We start from the raw sequence: 24,540 nt of genomic DNA, 5'->3' as shown, positions 1-24,540 counted from the left end.
CCCCACGCCGGGGGGCGCAGGGGGCTTAGCGTTAAGGCGAAAAATAGCCATCAGTGAATGTTAAAGAAAACAAAGCGGAACGCGATCTCCGCCAGCACCAGCAGCACGCCACCGGCCAGAAGCCCGGTTCTGCGGTTGCGCCAGCCGCTTACGGCAAACAGTACCGCTCCGACGACAGAGGCGACCCAGCAGACCAGGCGCAGCCCTTCAAGCCGGGCAAATGCCTCCAGCGGCTGATGAGGCAGGGTCACCACGCTCTTCAGCGGCGCGTTGGCCAGATAATCCATGTATGCCGGCTGCGCCAGCAGGCGGATCGCGACAATGCCCACCACGCACACCACTGCCAGGCGTAACAGGGTATTGCGCGTCTGCATTACCGGCCCGGTGTTGAGGATCGGCAGCCAGGCCATCCCCACCGCGCCGAGGATGCCCACCGCACCATAGAACATCAGCCAGGTGTTGAAGTGCATCCAGGTGATGATAGAGCTGTTGGCGTAAATGGCGCTCATGCACCAGACGTCAATCAGCCCCAGCAGCGCCGCAACGGGCAACAGGACGCTGACCAGTCGCTTTTTCACCAGCAGGATCAGCGTACACAGCCCCAGCACAGCCAGATAGAAGCTGGCAAAGACGATTTCACGGCTTAACCACGAGCTGGCGACGTGGCGCAGCGCGTTAAAGGCGTTCAGCGGATAGCCCAGGTGCAGGGTGGAGGCGATTAACCCCAGGCCACCCATCACGCAGGCTGTCAGCAACACCGGCAGCAGCTGGCGCGTTGCCTGCGGGAGCGGTTTTGCCGCACCCGCGCTGAGCGTGAGGAACAGCGTGATGCCAACGGAACCCTGTACCAGAAGGGTAAATATCAGTAACGGCAACTCATGCATGCGGTTGCTCCTCTTTCTCAGCGCCCTGGTGTGGCTTGATCACCAGGTTAGGATGCGTGATGGATGAATCCGGCAGTCCCTGCACATCACAGACGCTGCCGTAGCGGGCGCGCAGTTCGTCAATCGGGCCGAACTTGATGGCACCCAGCGGACAGGTAGCGACGCAGATCGGCTGTTCTCCTTTGGCCTGCAGATCGACGCAAAAATCGCATTTGGACATCTGGCCCGTCTCTTCATTCATCTGCGGCGCGCCATAAGGACACGACCAGGCGCAGTAGCCGCAGCCCACACATTTGCGGGTATCAACCCGCACGATGCCGTCGCCGGGCCGCTTGTGCATGGCCGTTGTCGGGCAGTTTTTAGTGCAGATCGGATCTGCGCAGTGGTTGCAGGAGATCGACAGGGTATAGGCGAAGACGTTCTGCGCCATGCCGCCCTGTCCGGTTGGGATAAACCCGCCGCCTTTCACCTCGTAAACGCGGCGGAAGCGACGGCCCACCTCGAGATTATGTTTATCCTTGCAGGCCACCTGGCAGGCTTTACAGCCTGAGCAGCGGGACGAGTCGATAAAGAACCCCAGCTGTTTATCGCTGACGGGTGGAAAATCATTAAACTGCTGCGTCATACTTTGCGACCTCCACAAGCATGGTTTGATGAGCATTACCTTTAGCAAGCGGAGTGATACGCGCCGAGCTAAGAACGTTTGGACAACCGCCGAGATCGACGCCGTTAGCGTCCGGTAGCCACCAGGCGCCAGCCTGCATGGCGACGACCCCAGGCATGATCCGGACGGTCACTTCTGCCGGCACCTGGCAGATGCCGCGCTGGTTATGAATACGGACCGTGTCACCCTGGCGAATGCCGCGTTTTTCCGCATCCAGCGGGTTGATCCACAGCTTCTGAACCTGCACCTCCTGCAGCCACGGGTTGGCGTACTGGGTGGAGTTAGCGCGGTTTTTGCCCTTCCAGGTGATGAGCTGCAGCGGGAACTGTTTCGTCAGCTCATCTTCAGGGCCTTCCTGGGCTGGAACGTAGTGCGACAGGGCAGGGATGTCCGGGTTATGCATGTCATAGAGCCGCTTTGAGAAGATCTCAATTTTGCCCGATGGTGTCGGGAACGGGTTATTCTCCGGGTCGCGGATGTTCGCTTCGAAGGCGATAAGCGGTTTGCTTTTGAACAGATGCTGACGCTGTTGCTGTAACTCGCTAAAGGTAGGCAGATGTTCATCTGGCATGGAGAGGCGCGTCTGCTCCCAGATGTGCTCAATCCACTCTTTCTCGCTGCGGCCTTCGCTGAACTGCGCTTCGATACCCAGCTTCGCCGCCACTTCCCGCTGCCAGTCATAGTCAGAGCGACGTTCGAACTCAGGCTCAACGATCTTTTCGGACAGAATCAGATAGCTGCCGGTACCCCAGCTTTCGCCAATGTTCCAGCGCTCCATAAAGCTGGTTTCCGGCAGCAGGAGATCCGCATAGCGGGCGCTGGGCGTCAGGTAGAGATCGCTTGCGACAATAAACTCAATTTTGGATTCATCTTCCAGGACTTTCACCGCCTGATGAATATCCGGGTTCTGGTTGGCGAGATAGTTGCCCGCCAGCGAGAACAGGAGCCGGATATTGCTCTTCAGCTGCGTTGCCCCCGTCAGGCCATCTTCCGGCGTCACCTTGCTGGCATCATCGGCGGCCTGCACCCAGTTCATGATCGAGATTTTTTCTTTCACCGGGTTGTCCGGCATCTCCGGGCCGGTGGCAAACTTACGGTTGCCGATGCCGCCGTAGCCCGCTGCCCAGCCGCCTTTTACGCCGACGTTACCGGTGATGGTCGCGAGCAGCGTGGAGCCACGGGCGGTGCGCTCGCCGCAGATATGGCGCTGCGGCCCCCATCCCTGGATCAGCGCCGCGGGTTTGGTGGTGGCGTAGTCGCGGGCGAGCTGGCGAATGGTCTGGGCCGGGACGTGGGTGATTTTTTCTGCCCATTCCGGCGTTTTCACCACACCATCTTTTTTGCCCATCAGATAGGCCACCAGCGACTCGTTAGCGGGCACCCCTTCCGGCATGTTCTCCTCATCAAAGCCCAGGGTATAGCGCTCGATAAAGGCTTTATCGTGCAGGTTTTCGCTGACGATGACGTACATCATCGCATCCATCAACGCGTTATCGGTTGACGGTAAAAGCGGAACCCACTCATCGGCCAGCGACGACACGGTATCGGAGTAGCGCGGGTCGACGACAATAAAGCGGGTGCCGTTCTGCTTCATCTGCTGAAAATAGTGGTTGGTATGGCCGAAAATGGTTTCCGTCGGGTTATGCCCCCAGAGGATCACCAGGCGGGTATCCTGCAACGTATCAAGAGAATTGCCGGTAGCGACCGTACCGTAGGTATAAGGTGTGGCGGCGGCGGTATTGCCCATACTGACGGAGTGGTAATATTCCAGATGCCCGCCGGTCAGGTTCAATAAACGGCGCATCATTTTATCGCCGGAAAAAGTGCCGCCGCTGACTGCGGTATTATTGTGCACGAAGCGGGATTCAGGACCATATTTCTTCGTAATGCGGGTAATATTATCCGCGATCAGGGTTGTCGCCTCATCCCAGGATATGCGTTCAAATTTACCTTCGCCACGCTTACCTACCCGTTTCATGGGATATTTCAGACGATCGGGATGATAAACAAATTTACGATAGCTACGACCGCGCACACAGGCTCGCATCACCGGCATATCGGGATCGAGTGCGGCATCCGGCCGGGTCGTAATTTGGGTCACTACGCCATCGGCAATATGCGCACGAATATCGCATTTACCGCCGCAGTCAAAGGTACTGCAGGTTTGCACCACCCGTGCGGCAGGCGTCGTACCCACCGCAGGGGCCTCTGCGCCAGGGGTAGAGGCGCTTGCACGCCCGGAGGTCAAAAAAGGCAAGGCGATGGCGGCGGAACCCGCCTTCAGGAAACTTCTGCGCGACACCCCGGACGGGAAGGCATCTTCATTGTTTTCAGGTACAGACATATTATTCCCTCATAAAAAATGTCCTTATTTTCCCTGACGCTTTAAAAGAGGTAGTTGATATTTATCAAAGAGGGTCATTAACCAGATTTAACGGCGGAAAATTCAGACTGTTGCGATAATAATTATCATTTATTCATAATGCGGGAAATGAACGAATAATTTTGCTATGGGGTTAATGACAGCGGGAATTTCAATAAATAATCAGAATAATAAAAGTTAAAATATGTACAGTGCTGCCACTATTAATAATGCAGGATATAAATGTTTGTTAGCGGATATTTTCGTTTCACTTAAGATCGGGGGGGTTATCGCTTCTTTAACAGCGAAGCATGAAAAACAGGCAGCCAACCACTCAGATCACAATTCGTAAATTCTTCCAAACAGCAGCAACGGCCTTCTCTACACTCCAGGTAATATTCACTGGAGGCATGACATCATGGCGAACACCATCACGGCTGATGATATTCGGGAAAACTTTTCGCAGGCTATGTCGGCGATGTACCAGCAGGAAGTTCCGCAGTACGGCACTTTGCTGGAGCTGGTAGCGGATGTGAATCTGGCGGTACTGGAAAATAACCCGAAGCTGCACGAACAACTGGCCAACGCGGATGAACTCGCCCGTCTCAACCTCGAACGCCACGGGGCGATCCGTGTTGGTACGGCCCTGGAGCTGGCGACCCTGCGACGTATGTTCGCCATTATGGGGATGTTCCCGGTCAGCTATTACGATCTCTCCCAGGCCGGGGTGCCGGTCCACTCCACCGCCTTTCGCCCGGTAGACGATGCCGCGCTGTGCCGTAACCCGTTTCGTATCTTTACTTCGCTGCTGCGCCTGGAACTGATCGACAATCTTGCCCTGCGCGAGAAAGCGGCAGAGATCCTCGCCCGTCGCAACATCTTTACTCCCCGCTGCCTGGCGCTGATTGACCTGCACGAGGCGGAAGGAGCGTTCACCCCGGCGCAGGCCGACGAGTTTGTTCAGGAGGCGCTGGAAACCTTCCGCTGGCATCGTCACGCCACGGTCGATCATGAGACATACCTGGCGCTGCACAACGAACACCGGCTGATTGCCGACGTGGTCTGCTTCCCGGGCTGCCATATCAACCACCTGACGCCGCGCACGCTGGATATCGACCGGGTGCAGGCGTTAATGCCGGAATATGGCATCGAGCCGAAGATGCTCATTGAGGGGCCGCCGCGCAGGGAGACGCCGCTTCTGCTGCGTCAGACCAGCTTTAAGGCGCTGGAGGAGCCGGTACTGTTTGCCGGAGAAGCGCGCGGAACCCATACCGCGCGTTTTGGCGAAATTGAACAGCGCGGCGTGGCGTTAACCCCGAAAGGGCGCGAGCTCTATGACCGCCTGCTGGCGGAGGCCGGGACCGGCAAGGATAATCTGACCCACCAGCTGCATCTGCAGGAGGTTTTCCAGGCCTTTCCCGACAGCGATATCTTCCTGCGTCGCCAGGGACTGGCGTGGTTCCGCTACCGCCTGACCCCGGCAGGAGAGGCGCACCGCCACGCCTTTGGACCCGGTGACGATCCGCAGCCGCTCATCGAGCGCGGCTGGGTGGTCGCCCAGCCCATCACCTATGAAGATTTCCTGCCGGTGAGTGCCGCCGGGATCTTCCAGTCCAACCTTGGTAACGAAACCCAGGCCCGCACCCGCGGCAATGCCAGCCGTGATGCCTTTGAAGAGGCGCTGGGCTGCCCGGTGCTGGACGAGTTCACCCTCTATCAGGAGGCGGAAGAGCGCAGCAAGCGACGTTGCGGTTTGCTTTAAAAACGGTACTCTGCGGGGATGTGATAGCAACTGAAGGTCGATATGGAAAACGTCTCTTCCCCGATAGTGACCACGTGCCAGGGCGATATCTGCGGCATAACCGATGGCGATGTACAGGTCTGGCGCGCCATTCCCTATGCCGCGCCGCCGGTGGGCACATTACGCTGGCGTTCGCCGCAGCCGGTGGCAAGCTGGCAGGGCGTGCGCCAGGCCACCACCTTTTCGCCCTCAAGCTGGCAAAGCAGCGAGTACTGCCAGCAGTTGGGTGGGGGCGATCCGGGCCGTTTCTCGGAGGATTGCCTCTATCTGAACGTCTGGTCGCCGATGGAACGTGCCGCGCCGCTGCCGGTAATGGTCTGGCTGCACGGCGGCGGCTTTACCATTGGCGCAGGCGGGCTGCCACCCTACGATGGTAAAGCGCTGGCCCAGCGCGGGGTCGTGGTGGTGACGCTCAACTACCGGCTCGGCCACCTGGGCTTTTTTGCCCATCCGGCGCTGGCGGGAGAAGAGGAGCGGGTGGTACACAATTTTGCCCTGCTCGATCAGATAGCGGCCCTGGAGTGGGTGCGCGACAACATTGCTGCCTTTGGCGGTGATCCGGCGAACATCACCCTGTTTGGTGAATCTGCCGGGGCGCGGAGCGTGCTGTCATTGCTCGCCTCGCCGCTGGCAAAGGGGCTGTTTCATAAGGCGATAATCCAGAGCGGCTACACCCTGCCGGACACGCCCCGGGAGCAGGCGCTTAAAAAAGGCGAGGCGTTGGCGGCCCATTTTGGGCTGGAAAACGCCACCGCAGAGCAGTTGCGGGCGATCCCACCTGAGGCTTTCTGGCCGCTGACGGCACCGCACAACATAGCCCCCGCGCCGATCCATGGGGATTGTGTGTTGCCGGAGCCGATGCTGGAGGTCTTTTTTGCCGCCCGCCACCATCCGGTGCCGATCATGGTCGGTTCCAACAGCGATGAAGCGAGCGTGATGGCGGTGTTTGGCATCGATCTCGCCGGACAGATCCAGAAGCTGCGCCGGGAGCGGCGGCTGGGACTGGGGCTGATCAAGCTGCTCTATCCCGGCGTCAAAGACGATACCGAACTGGGGCGTCAGGTATGCCGCGATATGGCCTTCACCACCCTGGGGTTTGTCGTGATGCAGGCCCAGCAGCGGGTAGGGGAGCCGTGCTGGCGCTACTGGTTCGATTATGTAGCCGAAGCCGAACATGCCACTTACATCAACGGGGCCTGGCATGGCAACGAGGTGCCGTATGTGTTTGATACGCTTACCCTCGCCGAGCCTGCCCGACAGTATGTTAATGCCAACGACCTGGCCTTTGCCGCCCAGGTTGCCGACTACTGGGTCAACTTTGCCCGCCATGCCAGCCGGGAGTGCGACACGCTGAATGGCCCGACGCGCTGGCCTGCCTGTCACCGCAGGCGGGACGTTTTGCTACGTATCGGAGTGAATAAACATGCGGGATTTAAGCTTGAAAACCGATTTATGCGCGCCCGCATGGTGCTGTTTAAACGGGTGATGAAGCACCACGTCAGCCTGGATTAAGCAGACACGCGCGAAAGGCGGCCAGCCCCGCCGCTTTGCCGCGCGACTCCCGCAGCACCAGCCGGTAGCTGGCGCCGGTTCTTACGCTGCTGGCATAGGGCCGCACCAGCCGCCCGGCGCGGATATCCTCCGCCACCAGCGTCTCGTCGGCAATGGCGACGCCCAGCCCCTGAATAGCGGCAGTGATCGCCAGATCCATGGTGTCGAAGTGTTGATTTTTGTGCATGGCAGGCGGCTGTAAGGCCTGTTTCTCCAGCCACAGCGACCAGTCGGTTTTATCCCGCGTCGGGTGCAGGTAGGTAAGCGACTCCACCGCTGTGCCCTGGCGCAGGGGACTTAATACCGGTGTTAATGCCTCTTCAAACAGCAGATCGCCCGCGCTCAGATGGGTGCCAAAGACAATGGCGGCATCATAGGATTCGGTTTTGAAATTGACGCTGTGTTCATTGGTGGTGGTCAGGGCAATCTGCAATTCAGGCTGCTCGCGCTCCACCTGCAACAGCCGCGGTACCAGCCAGCGCATGGCGCAGGTGGGCACCTTCAGGCGCACCACGGTTTGTTGCGCCCGGGCCTGATCCGCCACCGTGAGAAAGTGTTCATACGACGCGCGCAAATCCGGCAGCAGGGCGCTGCCCTGAGAGGAGAGACGCAGCCCGCGGGCGTGGCGCTCAAACAGCGGAAAACCAAACCAGCTTTCCAGCGCGGCGATCTTACGGCTCACCGCCCCCTGGGTCAGGCAGAGCTCTTTTGCCGCATGGGTCAGATTCAGATGTCGGGCGGTAACAATAAACGCCTCAACGGCAGTGAGCGGGAATGCGCGATGCGACACAGAACCTCCAGGTATGATTTTTTATCATGGCTATTATGACAACAATTCGATTGTCGCCACAATAGCGTTCAGGTTGAATAGTTATGCACTATCTACCAGAGGAAATTCCGATGACGCTGCGTACTCCGATACAACCCCGATCCAAACTGCCGGACGTAGGCACCACGATTTTTACCGTTATCGGTCAGCTCTCCGCTGAACACAATGCCATCAACCTTTCTCAGGGGGCGCCGAATTTCGACTGCGATCCCGCGCTGGTGGCAGGTGTCCACCGCGCCATGCAGGCGGGCCACAACCAGTACGCGTCCATGACCGGGCTGGCGTCGCTGAAGGAACGCATCGCCGATAAGATCGCATCCCTCTACGGTACGCAGTACGATCCTGCCAGCGAAGTGTTAGTTACCGCCAGCGCCAGCGAAGGGCTCTATTCGGCCATCAGCGGGCTGGTGCATGCTGGTGATGAGGTGATCTACTTTGAGCCGTCGTTCGACAGCTACGCGCCGATTGTCCGTCTGCAGGGCGCCACGCCGGTAGCCATCAAGCTGACAGTGCCGGATTTTGCCGTTAACTGGGATGAAGTGCGCGCCGCTATTACCTCGCGCACCCGGATGATTATTGTCAACACGCCGCATAACCCGAGCGGGCAGGTCTTCTCGGCGGAGGATCTGGCGCAGCTTGCGGCGATCACCCGCAACACCGATATCATTATTCTCTCTGACGAAGTGTACGAGCACGTGGTGTTTGACGACGTGCCGCATCACGGCATGGCTACCCATCCGGGGCTGGCGGAGCGCAGCGTGATCGTCTCGTCGTTTGGCAAAACCTACCACGTCACCGGCTGGCGCGTCGGCTACTGTGTCGCCCCGGCGCCGTTGATGGATGAGATCTGCAAAATCCATCAGTTTTTGATGTTCTCTGCCGATACCCCTATGCAGTATGCGTTTGCTGAACATATGGCCGATCCGCAAACCTGGCTGTCGCTGGCGGCGTTCTACCAGCGCAAACGCGATCTGCTGGTCAACCTGCTGGCCGACTCACCGTTCCGCCTGCTGCCGAGCGCAGGCTCCTTCTTCCTGCTGGCGGATTACAGCCACTTCAGCGATGAACGCGACAGCGAGATGGTGAAACGGCTGATTGTTGATTACGGTGTTGCCACGATCCCGCTCTCGGCGTTCTATACCGACGGGACAGATAACAAATTAATCCGTCTCTCTTTTGCCAAAGATGAGGCGACATTACGGGCAGGTGCGCAGGCCCTGTGTCGGGTAAAACCACGCTAAGGAGTTCAGTCATGAAAGTAAAAGCCTTCGTTGTCGGCCTGGGGTTGCTGTGTTCGTTTTCCTCACTTGCCGCAACCGAATTACGTTACGGCGTAGAAGCTGAGTATCCGCCTTTTGAGAGCCGTAACGCCTCGGGTGAACTGGAAGGGTTTGATATTGAGCTGGGGAACGCAATTTGCGCGGCGGCGGCCCTGAAGTGCAGCTGGGTTGAAACCTCGTTTGACGCGCTGATCCCGGGGCTGGTGGCGAAGAAATTTGACGCCATCAACTCGGCGATGAACATCACCGACCAGCGTCGCCAGAGCATCGACTTCACCCAGCCGATCTACCGTATTCCATCTCAGCTGGTGGGCAAGACCGGTAGCGCGGTGGACGCCACCCCGGAAGGGCTGAAGGGCAAGACCGTGGGCGTGTTGCAGGGCTCCATTCAGGAAACCTACGCCAAGGAGCACTGGGAAAAACAGGGTGTCACCGTGGTGTCGTATAAAGATCAGAACATGGCCTGGGGCGATCTGCTGAATGGCCGTATTGACGCCTCGCTGGTGATGTCTGCCGCCGGACAGGCGGGCTTCCTGAGCAAGCCACAGGGGAAAGGCTTTGGCTTTATCGGTAAGCCGGTCGCCGATGACACCATCCTGGGCAGCGGGATCGGCTATGGCCTGCGTAAAGGCGATGAGGCCACCAAAAAGCAGCTTGATGCCGCCATTGATAAAGTCCGTGCTGACGGCACTATCGACAAGCTTGCGCAGAAGTACTTCCCGGGCATCGATGTCAGCGTGAAATAATCATCTTACGCTAAGCCTCCGACGATGATGTCCGTCGGGGGCTTTTTTAAACATAACTTTACCTCCGTTTCAGGCAATTCCCCTCGACAGAAAATTCTTTCGCGCTTTGTTCATATTCTCGCCTGCCAACAATTGGATTCTTAACCGTTTTTGTTTAGGCTGTGCCCTTTTAATGATGTTCTTTCTTGCCGTTGTTTCGCCTTAAGCGAAACCCACCACCCCACGACCATAAGGACGTTTTTCCAGGCATGAATCGCAGACGTTTTTTAAAAGGATCTCTGGCCGTCGCCGCAGTAAGCGGAACTTCCGGTTTCGCCGCACTCTTTTCCCAGGCGGCCAGTGCAGCTGAATCGGATATTGCGGACGGCACCAGCCGCCGTTTCGACTTTTCTGTGCTGCAATCCATGGCTCACGACCTGGCGCAAACACCGTGGGGTGGTGCGCCGCGTCCGCTGCCGGATACGCTGGCAACACTGACACCGCAGGCTTATAACAGCATCCAGTACGATCCAAAGCAGTCGCTGTGGAACAACATCGAAAACCGCCAGCTTGATGTGCAGTTCTTCCACGTCGGGATGGGCTTCCGCCGTCGGGTGCGCATGTTCTCCCTGGATAACCAGACCGCCCAGGCGCGTGAGATCCACTTCCGCCCGGAACTCTTCAACTACCACGACGCGGGGGTCGATACTAAGCAGCTGGAAGGGCAGAGCGACTTAGGCTTCGCCGGTTTCCGCGCCTTTAAATCGCCGGAGCTGGCGCGCCGCGATATCGTCTCTTTCCTCGGCGCGAGCTACTTCCGCGCGGTTGACGACACCTATCAGTATGGGCTCTCCGCCCGCGGCCTGGCGCTGAACACCTACGCCGACAGCACCGAGGAGTTCCCGGACTTCACCGCCTTCTGGTTTGAAACCGTTAAACCCGGGGCGACCACCTTCACGGTCTACACCCTGCTCGACAGCCCGAGCATCACCGGGGCCTATAAGTTTGTGATCCACTGCGAGAAGACCCAGGTGATCATGGATGTCGAAAACCATCTCTACGCCCGTAAAGAGATCCAGCAGTTGGGTATTGCCCCGATGACCAGCATGTTCGCCTGCGGCAACAACGAGCGCCGCGTCTGCGACACCATTCATCCGCAGATCCACGACTCCGATCGTCTGGCGATGTGGCGCGGCAACGGCGAATGGGTTTGCCGCCCGCTGAATAACCCGCAAAAGCTGCAATACAACGCCTATACCGACAAAAACCCGAAAGGTTTTGGTCTGCTCCAGCTTGACCGCGACTTCTCCCACTATCAGGACATCATGGGCTGGTACAACAAGCGCCCAAGCCTGTGGGTTGAGCCGCGTAACCAGTGGGGCAAAGGCACCGTCGGGCTGATGGAGATCCCGACCACCGGCGAAACCCTGGATAACGTGGTCTGCTTCTGGCAGCCGGAAAAACCGGTGAAGGCGGGGGATAAACTGAACTTCCAGTACCGTCTCTACTGGAGCGCCAGGCCGCCGGTCCGTTCCCCGCTGGCAAACGTGCTGGCCACCCGTACCGGCATGGGCGGCTTCCCGGAAGGCTGGGCCCCTGGCGAGCACTATCCGAAGGTGTGGGCGCGCCGTTTTGCGGTCGATTTTGTCGGCGGCGATCTGAAAGCGGCCGCGCCAAAAGGGATCGAGCCGGTAATCACCCTCTCCAGTGGAGAAGCGAAGCAGATTGAGATCCTCTATGTGGAGCCGTTCGATGGCTATCGCATCCTGTTCGACTGGTACCCGACCAGCGATTCGACCGATACGGTGGATATACGGATGTTCCTGCGCTGTCAGGGCGAAGCGATCAGCGAAACCTGGCTGTATCACTATTTCCCGCCCGCGCCGGATAAACGTCAGTATGTAGACGACCGCGTAATGCGTTAAGCCTTTGCCGGGTGGCGGCTGCGCCTTACCCGGCCTACGAACGGCACTAAACCGTAGGCCGGGCAAGCGCATGCGCCGCCCGGCGTTGCAGAGGAAGCACGATGACCACACCAACTGAAGAGATCATTCCCGTCAATGCGCATATCGAACTGCGTGCCGCCGACGAGCGTTACACCTCCGAGCTGCATAATCTGGTGATCAAAAACCGGGCGTGGTTACAGGACTACCTTAACTGGCCGCAATATGTCGGCACCGAAGAGGACACCCGCCAGAACATTCAGAGCAACCAGATGCTGCATCAACGTGGTTACGCCAAGATGTTCCTGATTTTTCACGATAATGCGCTGGTGGGGGTGCTGTCGTTTAACGCCATCGAGCCGCTGAATAAAACCGGCTATATCGGCTACTGGCTGGATGAAGCGCATCAGGGGCAGGGTATTTTGTCCCAGGCACTGGAGGCCTTTATCCGCCACTACGCCGGACGCGGAGAGATCCGCCGTTTCGTCATCAAGTGCCGCGTTGACAACGCCGCCAGCAATCAGGTGGCGCTGCGCAACGGCTTTGTGCTGGAAGGGTGTCTGAAAGAGGCGGAATTCCTCAACGGAGGCTATGACGACCAGAACATCTATGCCCGGATCTGCACCTCATAATGCACCAATCAGCGGCGTGCGGGTGATATGCTGCGCGCCGTTAATCACCTTCTCACCGCGCAGGTGGATCATCTCGCCTTCCGCCGCCTCAATCACCGCGTCATCGGTAATCTCAATATGATGCTCGATCAGCACTTCCCCGCGAATGCGTGCCCGACCCTGAATCACCACTTTGTCATCTATTAAAATCGGTCCGCCGCGTAGCCAGGCTTCGCCGCCAATCAGCACATGGTGTTTAATCACGCAGTTGCCCTCAACCAGGGCATTTTCCGCCACCTGGGAGCTGTAGCGCAGGGTAGGGATGGCATCCTCCTCCAGCCCCGCGAGCAGGCGCGCGTTGCCGTACACTTTGGCGCAGTCGCATACCCAGACGTTGTTCACTTCGTTGCCTTCGATCAGCGCGTTGTCAAAAATTTCAGCGCGATGCTCAACAAAGGCGTAGCTGACATTGGCGTTGCCGTAGATCTGCGCCTGATGTACCACCCGCGACTGGCTGACCGTGGCCTCGCCAAAAATACGCAGGATCTGCTCATTGTCCGGGGTTAACCCTTTAGCGGCGATCACCATGCTGTTGTGCAGGATGCGGGCATTACCAAACAGATGGCATTCACCACGCACCACCGAAGACTGAACGGTGACGTTGTCACTTAAGCGCGCGCCGTGGCCGATCTCGGCTCCGTCAACCCATGCGTTATCGCCGACAGACGCCTGATGACTAATTACGCATGGCCGGGTAAGGCGCGCGTTACCGCTCACCTGTGCCCCGGCAAAGACCACGCTGTTCTCGTCGTAGATCCAGCAGTCATCCTCCTGCGAGAGCGCCGATTGGTCATTGATCCAGCCCCCCCGGGTGCCGCTTTTCACATCGCTGAAATCACGCGCGGCGATAATCTGGCGTACTTTTACCGCTGTTTTGGTCTCGCCATCCTGCCAGTGGTGCAGACGGCTCTCTTCGCTGAGTTGATATTTATTCATCACTGTGTCCGCAGTTGTCCTCTTTACTAACCGTAGCAAACTTTGGCTTGATCGAAAGAGTGGCATCGGCAAATGAAACTCCTTAAACTAGCATTTCAAATATAATTTATAGCTTAAAAAAAATGTACAAGACTCAACCCGCTGAACGCGTTCTTAATTTGCCCGCTGGCTACTACGGTATGGTGCTGGGTACGATTGGTATGGGCTTCGCCTGGCGCTATGCCAGCACCATCTGGCCGGTGCCGCACTGGCCGGGGGAGATGCTGGTGTTGCTGGCGATGACGATCTGGCTGCTGTTAACCGTGGCGTTTATCACCCGCGCGGTGCGGTTTCCCGGCAGCGTCCTGGCGGAGATGCGTCATCCGGTAATGAGCAGCTTTGTGAGTCTGTTCCCGGCCACCACCATGCTGGTGGCGATTGGCTTTGTGCCCTGGTATCGCCCGCTGGCGCTGGCCTTGTTCAGCGTGGGCGTGGTGGTGCAGTTGAGCTATGCGGCGTGGCAGTCCGCCGGGCTGTGGCGCGGCAAACATCCGGAGGAGGCGACCACCCCGGGGCTCTACCTGCCGACGGTGGCTAACAACTTTATCAGCGCGATGGCCTGCGGCGCACTCGGGTTTCACGATGCCGGGCTGGTGTTTCTCGGCGCGGGGGTCTTCTCCTGGCTGAGCCTGGAACCAGTGATACTGCAACGGCTGCGCAGCGCGGGTGAACTGCCTGCGCCAATGCGCTCATCTCTCGGTATTCAGCTGGCCCCTGCGCTGGTGGCCTGTAGCGCGTGGCTCAGCGTCAACGGCGGCGAGGCGGATACCTTTGCCAAAATGCTGTTCGGCTATGGCCTGTTGCAATTACTCTTTACCCTGCGGCTGATGCCCTGGTATCTGTCGCAGCCCTTTAATGCTTCATTCTGGAGCTTTTCGTTCGGCGTCTCGGCGCTGGCCACCACCGGCTTGCATCTGGGGCAGAGTAGCCCGTCCGGTTTCTTTCACGCCATCGCCATTCCGCTCTTTATTTTTACCAATGCCATCATTGCGCTATTACTGGTGCGTACGTTTATCCTGTTGATGCAGGGGAAACTGTTGGTTCGTGCAGACAAAGCAACGCTTATGCAAGCTGAGGAAAAAGAATGACTGTGTTTGATGAGAACTACTTTACCGAAAAATATGGCCTGACCCGTACCCACTCCGAAGTGCTCTACAGCGCCGGGATTGTTGAGCCGGGCAAGACGCTGGATCTCGGCTGCGGCAACGGGCGAAACAGCCTCTACCTTGCGGCGAACGGCTTTGACGTCACCGCGTGGGATAAAAGTCCGATGGGCATCGAGAATATCGAGAGCATCAAGGCGAAAGAGGGGATCACTAACCTGCAGACGGCGGTCCAGGATCTCAACACCCTGCGCTTTGACGGCGAATACGATTTTATTCTCTCTACCGTGGTGATGATGTTCCTGCAGGCGGAAACCATCCCCAATCTTATCGACAACATGCAGCGCTGCACGAAACCCGGCGGCTATAACCTGATTGTGGCCGCAATGGATACCGACGATTATCCGTGCAACGTCGGCTTCCCGTTCGCGTTTAAAACCGGCGAGTTAAGCGACTACTATGCGGGCTGGGAACTGCTGAAATATAACGAGGAGGTGGGCGAGCTGCACCGCACCGACGCCCAGGGGAACCGCATTAAGCTGCGTTTTGCCACGATGCTGGCGCGTAAGCCGACGTAACCGTTCTTGCCCGGCGGCGCAGGGCTTGCACGGGCCTATAATACCGTAGGCCGGGTAAGGCGCAGCCGCCTCCCGGCCTATCCGCGAATACAATAGTAAATAGGTTCGTTATCAGACCCCGGTCAGGTTTTTCCGGTCTTTTTTATTTGCATCAAGGAAACATCAGATCGTTTTATGTACCGTCGCACAAAAGTTGACGGATGATTTTTTAAGCTATAGCGTGGGCTGGCATGTAAGTGCATAACATTACAGGATTTTCTTAAATGGAGTTTAACTCAAATGGCAATTCCCGCGTATTTATGGCTTAAAGACGACGGTGGTGCAGATATTAAAGGTTCTGTCGACGTCTACGGGCGTGAAGGCAGCATAGAAGTCATCGGCCTCAATCATGGCGTAATGCAACCCACCGACAAGCACAACGGCAAGGCAACCAGCCTGCGTGTACATTCTCCCTACTCATTCGATAAAGAGATCGACGCCTCCAGCCCCTATCTCTACAAGGCCGTTAGCACGGGCCAGAAGCTTAAATCCGCTGAGTTGAAGTTTTACCGCATTAATGACGCAGGACAAGAGGTGGAATACTTTTCAACTCTTATGGAGGGCGTAAAGGTTGTCAGCGTCTGCCCAATGATGCTGGATGTCAAAGATCCAGATTATGAGAAACATAATCACATTGAGCTGGTGGAGCTGTTGTATGAAAAAATAACGTGGCGCTATGCCGATGGTAACATTATGCATGCAGACAGCTGGAACGACCGTAAGACGGCATAAGGAGAAGGTTATGGGATGGAAGTATGAGCAGTCGACTGGCAAGATGTATAAAGATGGCAAGCTAATCGAGACCGGCTACTCCGGCGCACTCACCAATAAAAACAATCCTGACCGTCAGCATGTCAGGGGATTGGGACCTATACCAAGAGGGACCTATAAAATCTCAGGGCATTCAAATTCAAAAGGACCGGTAACTATCATTCTTGAGCAAGTCACCGGCGAGAGCTTTGGTCGCTCAGCGTTTCGTATCCATGGCGAACGAATCGAAGGACCTGCAGGGTTCGCATCTGCAGGCTGTATTATTCTTTCGTTGTCGACACGTCGGCAGATAATCCGCGACAGCACCGATCTGGAGGTGGTGCGATGAAGTGGCTGGCCGTTTTACTGCTAGCGATTATCTCACTTCCGGCAATGGCTGAAGAAACAGATTGGCCTTCCGCTCTGCGCGGCGTGGCTGCTGGCGAGGCGGAGTGGATTGAACAGATCCCGGTGCTGGCTGCAAAGGCTGACGTTAAGCAGGCTCAACAACTTGAAGACGCGATGGCCTTAGCCTTGTCAACGAACACCACCGTTACGCTCCGGGTGCTGCAAACCATTGATGCTGAAAAATGGCCGCACATGATTGGTAGCGACATCATCTGTACCCCTCCGACCGAGAAATCAGCGGTAGAGATCGAGGCGTTCTACCAGCGTACGCGGCAGGCGTTACTGAAAACGAGCGATGGCGCTAAATGTCTCTGGATACTCGAAGCATCCTGGGAAGAGCTTAAAGCAGATAATAACCGTCAGGTTAAATAAAAAATTAACCCGGTCATGTCATGACCGGGTTCTCCAGTTTGCGCACGCTAAGTGAAAGCCGAATAAAACGCCAACCCGCTTAACGCGCCGCCAGCAGACAGAGCTGCAGCGCCGTGTTGTACGACGCCTCGAACGATTTCAACGGTAAAAACTCAAATTTTGAGTGGAAGTTATGGGCGCCGGTGAAGAAGTTCGGGGTTAACAGCCCCTTCGCCGAGAGCGCTGCACCGTCGGTGCCGCCGCGCATTGGGGTCGGTTTTGGCGTGATGCCTAAACTTTCCATCGCCTCGAACATCAGGTCGATTGCCCGGCGATCGTCACCTACCGCATTGCTGATGTTGCTGTAGGTATCTTCGATATGCCAGCTTACCTGCGCGGTAGGGTGTTGAGCGGCAATCTTCTCCGCCACTTCGCCAATTTGCGCCTTACGGGCGGCAAAACTCTCACGGTCGAAATCACGAATGCTCGCCTTCAGCAACGCCTCGTTTTGCCCGGCCTGAATGCCGTTAAACCAGATATAACCTTCCCGGCCCTCGGTATGCTCCGGGGTTTGCAGACGATCGAAATGGTTGATGTAGTCGGTTGCCATCAGCAGCGGGTTCACCAGCACGCCCTTCGCCGACATGGGGTGCGCCGTCACGCCGGTAAAGCGAATCTCCGCTGCCGCCGCGTTGAAGTTCTCGTAAACAATCTCCCCCAGCTCGCAGCAGTCGATGGTCCAGGCGAAATCGACATCAAAACGGGCCAGATCCAGCGCTTTCGCCCCGCACAGGCCAATCTCTTCGTCCGGCACAAAGGCCACCACGATATCGCCATGCTTATGCTCAGCGGTAAGGTTCTCTAGCAGCGTCATCACCACCGTCACCGCCGATTTGTTGTCGGCGCCCAGTACGCTGGTGCCGTCGCTGAAAATGATTTCTTCATTGGGGTAAGCGAGGATTTCCGGGTGTTCGCTGACCCGCAGCCAGATATCTTTTTCCGCATTCAGGCAGAGATCATCTCCGGTAAAGGTGAGGATCTGTGGATGAATATCCGGTGATAAACCGACGTCAACGGTATCGATATGGGTGATAAAACCGATTCGCGGCGCGCCGGGAACATTGCCCTTTTTTACCGCGGTGACGGTGGCAAATTCGTCGATCACGATCTCCGACAAACCCAGCGTTTGCAGCTCTGCGGCCAGCATCCGTGCCATCTCATGCTGGCCGGGTGTGGAGGGCAGGGTTTTCACCTTTGGGTCGCTCTGGCTGGTGACAGCCAAGTAGCGAAAGAAGCGTTGGGTTAATTGTCTGGCGAGCGCAGAAGCCATGGTGGATCCTTCTTTATTTGAGTTATCAGGTGTTTGCGAAATCACTTTAATGATATTTATGGTTTGGCACGACAAAAAATTCATTAGCCGTCAAATTAAAAGACAGGAAAACGCGATGAAAAGCAACCTCACAAAACTGGCGCTAACCGTCGCCGCGCTGACGGTCAGTTCCACCGTTGCCGCTAAAACGCTGGTCTATTGTTCCGAAGGATCGCCTGAGAACTTTAACCCGCAACTCTATACCTCCGGCACCAGCGTGGATGCCAGCGCGGTGCCGGTCTATAACCGGCTGGTGGATTTTACGCCGGGCACTACCGATCTGGTGCCAAGCCTGGCCGAAAGTTGGGAAGTGAGCGAAGACGGCAAGGTCTACACCTTCCATCTGCGCAAGGGGGTGAAGTTCCAGAGCAACAAGCTGTTCACCCCAACGCGAGACTTTAACGCCGATGATGTGATCTTCTCGTTTATGCGACAGAAAGATCCGAAGCATCCTTATCACAACGTCTCTAACGGTAACTATTCGAATTTCGAAAGCCTGGAGTTTGGCAAGCTGATTACCGCCATTGATAAAGTGGATGATCACACGGTGCGCTTTACCCTGGCGCATCCGGAAGCGCCGTTTGTCGCGGACTTAGCGTGGTACTTCGCCTCGATCCTCTCCGCTGAGTATGCGGATGCGATGATGAAAGCCGGCACGCCAGAGAAGGTGGATATGGAGCCGATTGGCACCGGGCCGTTTAAGCTGGCGAAATACCAGAAAGACTCGCGCATTCTGTTCACCGCCTTCCCGGAGTACTGGCAGGGTAAAGCAAAACTGGATCGTCTGGTGTTCACTATCGTCCCGGACGCTTCGGTGCGCTTCGCCAAGCTGGAGAAAAACGAATGTCAGGTGATGCCGTTCCCGAACCCCGCCGACTTGCCGCGGATGAAGGCCAACAAAGATCTTAACCTGATCAGTAAGGCCGGGCTGAATACCGGCTTCCTGTCGTTTAACACCCAGAAACCGCCGCTGGATAATGTCAAAGTGCGCCAGGCGCTGGCGATGGCGATTAACAAACCGGCTATTATCGAGGCCGTCTTCCAGGGGACCGGAACGGCGGCTAAAAATCTGCTGCCGCCGGGCGTGTGGAGCGCGGACAGCGAGTTGAAGGACTACGATTACGATCCTGAAAAGGCCAAAGCCCTGCTGAAAGAGGCCGGCTTTGCCAACGGGATGACCATCGACCTGTGGGCGATGCCGGTGCAGCGTCCGTACAACCCCAATGCCAAACGGATGGCCGAGATGATTCAGGCCGACTGGGCAAAAGTTGGCGTGCAGACCAAAGTCGTCACCTACGAGTGGGGGGAATACCTTAAGCGGGTGAAGGGGGGCGAGCATCAGGCGGCCCTGATGGGCTGGACCACGGCCACGGGCGACCCGGATAACTTCTTTGGTCCGCTCTTTACCTGTACCTCGGCCAACGGCGGTTCTAATTCCGCGAAATGGTGCTATCCACCATTTGATAAAATTATTGCTGAAGCTAAATCTATTACCGATCACGATAAACGGGTGGCGTTATATAAACAGGCGCAACAAATGATGCACGATCAAATGCCTGCGGTAATGATTGCGCACTCCACTATTTTCGAACCCGTCCGTAAAGAGGTGACTGGCTATGAAATAGACCCGTTCGGTAAACATTTATTCTGGCAAGTGGATATAAAATAATCATTTAATGCTGCCCGTTATCGTTACGGGCACTCTTTTTTCAATTTGTGCTGTTTTCCTCATTTTTTGTCACTTTTTTTCCGGCCAACTTTTGCTATAACTTCAATTGCATATTTGCACTTCACAGGGATACACCCATTATGCGTACTACTACTTTATTTAAAGTTGCCGCGCTCTCCGGCCTGTTGCTTCTCGCTGGCTGTGCGTCAAAAGTGGCGGAGCCTGATCAATATTCAGGTTTTTTAAAAGACTACTCAGGGCTTAAAGAAACGACTTCCGCATCGGGCAAACCAACGCTGCGCTGGGTCGATCCGTCTTATGACGAATCGAAATATGACAGCATTATCTGGAACAATATTACCTACTATCCGGAGCCAAGACCGACCACCCAAATCGGTAAGCGCACTCTGGATGAATTGTTAGCTTATACCAACACCAAAATGAAGACCGCTATCGGCCAGCGCAAACCTGTTGTTGCGTCGCCTGGTAAGCACAGCCTGATTTTCCGCGGTGCCATCACGGGCGTCAGCTCGCAGAAAGAAGGTCTGCAGTTCTATGAAGTGGTTCCTGTTGCGCTGGTCGTGGCGGGTACGCAGATGGCAACCGGCCACCGAACCATGGATACCCATCTCTACTTTGAAGGCGAGCTGATTGACGCCCAGACCAACAAGCCGGTGATTAAAGTGGTGCGTAAAGGGGAAGGTAAAGAGCTGAGCAACGAAAGTACGCCAATGACCTTCGCAACCCTGAAGCAGGTTGTGGATGACATGGCGACCGATGCCACCATGTTTGATGTGCATAAAACCCAATAATATCAGGCCGGCCTGCCGCGTGCAGGCCGGTTTTGTTACGCCGTTCGTAGCCGTCGGAACCAGCTCTCCTGGCGGGCAAACATCACCAGATTCCCCGTTAAGATCAGCAGCAGCCCCGCAATCCCGTTGCTGTGCCAGACATAGCCTTCATACACCGTAGAAAATGAGAGCGCCACCAGCGGAAACAGCAGGGTGCTGTAAGCCGCCTTGCCTGCGCCAATTCTTCCTGCCAGCGTGAAGTAGGCGCCAAAGGCAATCACCGAGCCAAAGAGCGCCAGATAGAGCAGCGCACCCATGTAGCTTACCGACCAGACCGGCGTAAAGTCATCCCCGCGGATCAGCGCAATCGCCCCCATCACCAGCGTACCGTACAGCATCGCCCAGGCGTTGGTGGTCATGGTCTCCAGACCGTTGCGCTGGTGGCGCAGGCTGATCATATTGCCCAGCGAAAAACCGTAGGTGCCCAGCGCCGAGAGGGCAATGCCAAACAGCAGACCGGCACTCCAGCCGCTGGCCAGCAGGTCGTTCCAGAAGAGTGTGATAATGCCGAGCAGCCCCAGCGCCGCCGCCAGATAAAAACGCGCGGGCGGACGCTGACCAAAAAAGAGAAAACTGTTCAGGGCGTTATAGAGCACCGCCATGGAGAAAATCACCGACTCCAGCCCGGTATTGATATACGCCGCCGCGGTGTAAAAACACCAGAAATTAAAGCAAAAGACGCAGCATCCTTGCAGGCCGCAAAACAGATGGTCGCGCAAGGCCAGCGGACGCAGGCGGCGCAGAATCAGCAGCACCGCCATGATGGTGGCGGTGGCGACGGCAAAGCGCCAGAAAATAGAGACCGGCGCGGGGACCGGCCCTTGTTGTAGATAGATGGCAATCCAGGTGGTTCCCCAGATAATGACGACCAGAGCGTACAAAAATGCGTTCATCCTATTTCTCTTTTCAGCAAAGTCTGGGGGTCAGTATGGCGGCAGGGAAACGGGTCTTCTTTCACAGACTTGCGGTGGACTTGCATAATCTTGCGCTTTTTTCCTGACCTGCGCGGAAGAGGACTGGCACTGAGGCGAAGAACTTTTTAGACTTGTTAACTCTTATTAACAACCGGGTGAGTGGTTATGGCTGAGACCTACGGTGCCTTTGAAAATCTGCGCAAACATAAAGCGGTATTGCACAATGCCGTGGCGCTGAATTCAGGGATCCAGCTGGCGGCCTGGTCGAATAAGCGCGACACCATCACCCAGTATTGCGATCACCATACGCTCAGTCTCTATATCGCCGACGGCTACGAGAGCTATCACAAAACCACCGCCGGCTGGAAAAATGGCGGCGGTCCGGACCGTTTCTGCCTGATGCCCAAAGAGAGCGAGTCCACCTGGGATATTCGCGACGATCTGTCGTTTGTGCATCTCTACTGTACCGATGACCACCTGCGTAGCGTCGGGGAGCAGGTGTGGGACAAAAGCCCCTACAGCTTTACCCTTGACGAAAATCTGTTTGGTGACGATGCCAGCATCACCGCCCTGTATCGCCATTTTATCCTTGGCTGCGACTGGCAGCAGTCTGCTAACCAGCTCACGCTGAGTACCGCCTCCACGCTGCTCCTGACCCATCTGGTGCAGCATTACAGTAACGTGCAGTGGGCGTTGCCAACGGTCACGGGCGGCCTGTCGCCGTTCGTCCTGCGTAATGTGCTGGCCTTTATCGAAGAGAATCTGGCCCAGCCGCTGACCCTGGCGGAACTGGCCGCCCAGGCAAGCTTAAGCGAGTTTCATTTTGCCCGCATGTTCCGTCAGTCGATGCAGATGGCGCCGCACCAGTATGTGATGCAGCGGCGGATGGAGAAGGCCAAAACCCTGGTGCGGACCACCCGCCAGCCGCTCACCGACATTGCCCTGGCCTGCGGATTCAGCTCCGCCAGCCATTTCAGCAACCGCTTTCGCGCCGCCACCGGGCTTACGCCGTCCCAGCTACGAGCGGCGAGTGCGTAGCAGCAGGGCGTAGCAGACGCCGCCCGCCACCAGCCCCCAGAACGCCGAGCCTATCCCCGCAAGGGTTGCGCCGCTGGCGGTCAGCAGAAAGGTCACGATGGCGGCATCGCGCTCGGCCTCATTATGCAGCGCCTGATGCAGACTGCCGCTGATGGTGCCCAGCAGCGCCAGACCTGCCAGCGTCTGGATCCAGCTTAGCGGCAGAGCCGCCATCAGTCCGCTAATTGAGCCGCCAAAAATGCCGGCCAGCAGGTAAAAGACTCCCGCCGCAGCCGCAGCCAGCCAGCGTTTACCGGCATCCGGGTGCGCATCCGGGCTCTGACAGATGGCGGCGGTGATCGCCGCAATGCAAATGGAGTAGACGCCAAACGGCGACAGCAGCAGCGCCAGCCCGCCGGTGACAATGATGAGCGGCGAGACGGCCACCGGATAGCCGGAGGCTTTCATCGTGGCGAACCCCGGCGCATTCTGTGACGCCATGGTGACTAAAAAGAAGGGCAGGCCGATGCTGATAAGCGTGGTGAGATTGAAGGTGGGGGCGATAAATTGCGGCATCACCAGCGCGAAAGTGAGTCTGTCCGTGACAACGTCACCTTTCAGCGCCGCGACTAATCCACCCACCAGCAGGGTGGCGACGATGGCATAGCGTGGGGCAAAGGCTTTGGTCAGCAGCCAGGCCAGCAGCATACTGCCACATAACAGCAGATGCCCCTCCAGATTGCTGAAGGCCTGTAACCCGAAGCGCAGCAGCACCCCGGCAAGCATCGCCGCCGCCAGTGAATGGGGGATGATCTTCATCAGTCGGGCAAACAGGCCGCTGACGCCACAGATAACGATCAGGGCATTGGCAAAAATAAAGATGCCGATGGTTTCTGAAAGCGTGACTCCTTGCAGGCTGGTCGCCAGCAGGGCGGCACCCGGTGTCGACCAGGCGGTGAGCACAGGAGCTTTATACCACCACGACAGCCCCAGCGTGCTGATCCCCATCCCCAGACCCAGGGCGGTCATCCAGCCTGCAATCTGCGGGGCCGTTGCGCCTGCCGCTGCCGCAGCTTGCCAGATAATAGCGGCAGAGCTGGCGTAGCCCACCAGTACGGCAACGAAACCGGATAAGAGGGTGGGAAAGGTGAGCGAGGATGCGCGCATGAGAACTCCGTTGTGCGTTATAACAGCCGTGAATGTAGCACTGTGCGTTATAGCATACAAGTGGTACACTCGCGGCAAGAGGAGGGGCTATGGACATTACGCAACATCTTGCAATTACGCTGAAAACGCTGCGCCAGGCGCGCGGCTGGAGCCTGTCGAAGCTGGCTGAAGAGACCGGGGTGTCAAAAGCAATGCTCGGCCAGGTCGAGCGGAACGAATCCAGCCCGACGGTCTCGACGCTGTGGAAAATCGCTACCGGACTCAACGTGCCGTTCTCCACCTTTATCACCCCCGAAGCGGAAAACCCGCCGGTATTCGATCCCCAGCAGCAGGCGATGGTGGTGAAACCGCTCTTTCCCTGGGATGAGGCGCTGAAATACGATCATTTCTCGATTACCCTCGCGCCGGGCGCCCTCAGTGAATCCACCCCGCACGAGGCCGGGGTAATTGAGCATGTGGTAGTAATAAGCGGTGAGCTGGAGATGCAGATCGACGGCGTCTGGCAGACGCTTTTACCTGATACCGGCCTGCGTTTTGCCGGAGATAAACCGCACGCCTACCGCAACAGCAGCGGCCAGACGGTGCACTTTCACTCACTCATCCATTATCCCCGATAAAGACACGCAAAACTGTTTCACT

The 24,540-nt window shown here is 57.1% G+C and carries 23 protein-coding genes; 15 read left to right on the top strand and 8 right to left on the bottom strand.

The genetic code is table 11. The features are described 5' to 3' along the window. Window positions 1–50 precede the first annotated feature (50 nt). Genes C2U54_RS17130 through C2U54_RS17120 form a run of 3 tightly spaced genes read right to left on the bottom strand, consistent with a single transcriptional unit; the run spans window position 51 to window position 3,892 of the window. The gene (locus tag C2U54_RS17130) at window positions 51–884 is read right to left on the bottom strand and encodes a dimethyl sulfoxide reductase anchor subunit family protein (protein WP_103179740.1); all 834 of its coding nucleotides are present in this window, start codon (window positions 882–884) and stop codon (window positions 51–53) included. Next, a complete protein-coding gene (locus tag C2U54_RS17125) occupies window positions 877–1,509 on the bottom strand; it encodes a DMSO/selenate family reductase complex B subunit (protein WP_103179739.1) in 633 nt (210 codons plus the stop codon). The genes C2U54_RS17130 and C2U54_RS17125 overlap by 8 nt, the downstream gene beginning before the upstream one ends. Beyond that, window positions 1,493–3,892: a DMSO/selenate family reductase complex A subunit gene (locus C2U54_RS17120; RefSeq protein WP_103179738.1), complete on the bottom strand. Its 2,400-nt coding sequence runs from the start codon at window positions 3,890–3,892 to the stop codon at window positions 1,493–1,495. Before C2U54_RS17120 ends, C2U54_RS17125 begins: the two co-directional genes overlap by 17 nt. 436 nt (window positions 3,893–4,328) lie before the next feature. Between C2U54_RS17120 and hglS the strand changes: the two genes are divergently transcribed. Both hglS and C2U54_RS17110 read left to right on the top strand, forming a co-directional pair. Continuing rightward, window positions 4,329–5,672, top strand: coding sequence for a 2-oxoadipate dioxygenase/decarboxylase HglS (gene hglS / locus C2U54_RS17115; RefSeq protein ID WP_103179737.1), 1,344 nt, complete (start codon window positions 4,329–4,331; stop codon window positions 5,670–5,672). A gap of 42 nt (window positions 5,673–5,714) precedes the next feature. Next, window positions 5,715–7,223 (top strand): carboxylesterase/lipase family protein, encoded by a 1,509-nt coding sequence (locus C2U54_RS17110; RefSeq protein WP_103179736.1) that lies wholly within the window; start codon window positions 5,715–5,717, stop codon window positions 7,221–7,223. Here C2U54_RS17110 and C2U54_RS17105 read toward each other — a convergent pair. Next, complete coding sequence (locus C2U54_RS17105; RefSeq protein ID WP_103179735.1) at window positions 7,210–8,052, bottom strand: LysR family transcriptional regulator; 843 nt, start codon at window positions 8,050–8,052, stop codon at window positions 7,210–7,212. The two genes, C2U54_RS17110 and C2U54_RS17105, sit on opposite strands and share 14 nt — an antisense overlap. Before the next feature lie 110 nt (window positions 8,053–8,162). Between C2U54_RS17105 and C2U54_RS17100 the strand changes: the two genes are divergently transcribed. From C2U54_RS17100 to rimL, 4 genes are all read left to right on the top strand, one after another. Then, the gene (locus C2U54_RS17100; protein WP_103179734.1) at window positions 8,163–9,332 is read left to right on the top strand and encodes a pyridoxal phosphate-dependent aminotransferase; all 1,170 of its coding nucleotides are present in this window, start codon (window positions 8,163–8,165) and stop codon (window positions 9,330–9,332) included. A gap of 11 nt (window positions 9,333–9,343) precedes the next feature. Continuing rightward, entirely contained in the window at window positions 9,344–10,117 is a 774-nt protein-coding gene (locus tag C2U54_RS17095) for an ABC transporter substrate-binding protein (protein ID WP_103179733.1), read from the top strand. A 248-nt stretch (window positions 10,118–10,365) separates the two neighbouring features. Beyond that, window positions 10,366–12,021 (top strand): glucan biosynthesis protein D, encoded by a 1,656-nt coding sequence (locus C2U54_RS17090; RefSeq protein ID WP_103179732.1) that lies wholly within the window; start codon window positions 10,366–10,368, stop codon window positions 12,019–12,021. Between the two features lie 101 nt (window positions 12,022–12,122). Continuing rightward, window positions 12,123–12,671 carry a 50S ribosomal protein L7/L12-serine acetyltransferase gene (gene rimL, locus C2U54_RS17085; RefSeq protein WP_103179731.1) on the top strand — a complete coding sequence of 183 codons (549 nt, stop codon included), beginning with the start codon at window positions 12,123–12,125 and terminating at the stop codon, window positions 12,669–12,671. Here the strand turns inward: rimL and ydcK are convergent. Next, window positions 12,666–13,646 (bottom strand): YdcK family protein, encoded by a 981-nt coding sequence (gene ydcK, locus C2U54_RS17080; protein ID WP_103179730.1) that lies wholly within the window; start codon window positions 13,644–13,646, stop codon window positions 12,666–12,668. The genes rimL and ydcK overlap by 6 nt on opposite strands. Before the next feature lie 122 nt (window positions 13,647–13,768). Between ydcK and tehA the strand changes: the two genes are divergently transcribed. The 5 genes from tehA to C2U54_RS17055 all read left to right on the top strand — a co-directional run bounded on the left by tehA (window position 13,769) and on the right by C2U54_RS17055 (window position 16,935). Then, window positions 13,769–14,773: a dicarboxylate transporter/tellurite-resistance protein TehA gene (tehA, locus tag C2U54_RS17075; protein WP_103179729.1), complete on the top strand. Its 1,005-nt coding sequence runs from the start codon at window positions 13,769–13,771 to the stop codon at window positions 14,771–14,773. After that, a complete protein-coding gene (tehB, locus tag C2U54_RS17070) occupies window positions 14,770–15,366 on the top strand; it encodes a tellurite resistance methyltransferase TehB (protein ID WP_103179728.1) in 597 nt (198 codons plus the stop codon). Before tehA ends, tehB begins: the two co-directional genes overlap by 4 nt. Window positions 15,367–15,645: 279 nt before the next feature. Further along, complete coding sequence (locus tag C2U54_RS17065) at window positions 15,646–16,137, top strand: Hcp family type VI secretion system effector (protein WP_103179727.1); 492 nt, start codon at window positions 15,646–15,648, stop codon at window positions 16,135–16,137. Between the two features lie 10 nt (window positions 16,138–16,147). Further along, the gene (locus C2U54_RS17060; RefSeq protein ID WP_103179726.1) at window positions 16,148–16,504 is read left to right on the top strand and encodes a tlde1 domain-containing protein; all 357 of its coding nucleotides are present in this window, start codon (window positions 16,148–16,150) and stop codon (window positions 16,502–16,504) included. After that, the gene (locus tag C2U54_RS17055; RefSeq protein WP_103179725.1) at window positions 16,501–16,935 is read left to right on the top strand and encodes a hypothetical protein; all 435 of its coding nucleotides are present in this window, start codon (window positions 16,501–16,503) and stop codon (window positions 16,933–16,935) included. Before C2U54_RS17060 ends, C2U54_RS17055 begins: the two co-directional genes overlap by 4 nt. A 79-nt stretch (window positions 16,936–17,014) precedes the next feature. Here the strand turns inward: C2U54_RS17055 and pepT are convergent, their stop codons facing one another. Continuing rightward, a complete protein-coding gene (pepT, locus tag C2U54_RS17050) occupies window positions 17,015–18,244 on the bottom strand; it encodes a peptidase T (protein ID WP_103179724.1) in 1,230 nt (409 codons plus the stop codon). Window positions 18,245–18,359: 115 nt separating this feature from the next. Between pepT and C2U54_RS17045 the strand changes: the two genes are divergently transcribed. Then, window positions 18,360–19,952: an ABC transporter substrate-binding protein gene (locus C2U54_RS17045; protein WP_103179723.1), complete on the top strand. Its 1,593-nt coding sequence runs from the start codon at window positions 18,360–18,362 to the stop codon at window positions 19,950–19,952. Window positions 19,953–20,092: 140 nt separating this feature from the next. Next, window positions 20,093–20,764, top strand: coding sequence for a DUF3313 domain-containing protein (locus tag C2U54_RS17040; RefSeq protein WP_103179722.1), 672 nt, complete (start codon window positions 20,093–20,095; stop codon window positions 20,762–20,764). A gap of 35 nt (window positions 20,765–20,799) precedes the next feature. Here the strand turns inward: C2U54_RS17040 and C2U54_RS17035 are convergent, their stop codons facing one another. Next, window positions 20,800–21,696 carry a DMT family transporter gene (locus C2U54_RS17035; RefSeq protein ID WP_103179721.1) on the bottom strand — a complete coding sequence of 299 codons (897 nt, stop codon included), beginning with the start codon at window positions 21,694–21,696 and terminating at the stop codon, window positions 20,800–20,802. A gap of 186 nt (window positions 21,697–21,882) precedes the next feature. Between C2U54_RS17035 and C2U54_RS17030 the strand changes: the two genes are divergently transcribed. Continuing rightward, the gene (locus C2U54_RS17030; RefSeq protein ID WP_103179720.1) at window positions 21,883–22,755 is read left to right on the top strand and encodes an AraC family transcriptional regulator; all 873 of its coding nucleotides are present in this window, start codon (window positions 21,883–21,885) and stop codon (window positions 22,753–22,755) included. Here C2U54_RS17030 and C2U54_RS17025 read toward each other — a convergent pair. Further along, a complete protein-coding gene (locus tag C2U54_RS17025) occupies window positions 22,735–23,901 on the bottom strand; it encodes a benzoate/H(+) symporter BenE family transporter (RefSeq protein ID WP_168192019.1) in 1,167 nt (388 codons plus the stop codon). The genes C2U54_RS17030 and C2U54_RS17025 overlap by 21 nt on opposite strands. Window positions 23,902–23,990: 89 nt before the next feature. Between C2U54_RS17025 and C2U54_RS17020 the strand changes: the two genes are divergently transcribed. Further along, on the top strand, window positions 23,991–24,518 hold the full coding sequence (locus tag C2U54_RS17020; RefSeq protein ID WP_103179718.1) for a helix-turn-helix domain-containing protein: 528 nt from the start codon (window positions 23,991–23,993) through the stop codon (window positions 24,516–24,518). The last annotated feature ends 22 nt before the right edge of the window (window positions 24,519–24,540 follow it).

Source organism: Leclercia sp. LSNIH1 (genome assembly GCF_002902985.1).
Classification (GTDB): Bacteria; Pseudomonadota; Gammaproteobacteria; order Enterobacterales; family Enterobacteriaceae; genus Enterobacter.
This window is presented reverse-complemented; position numbering and strand designations above follow the sequence as displayed.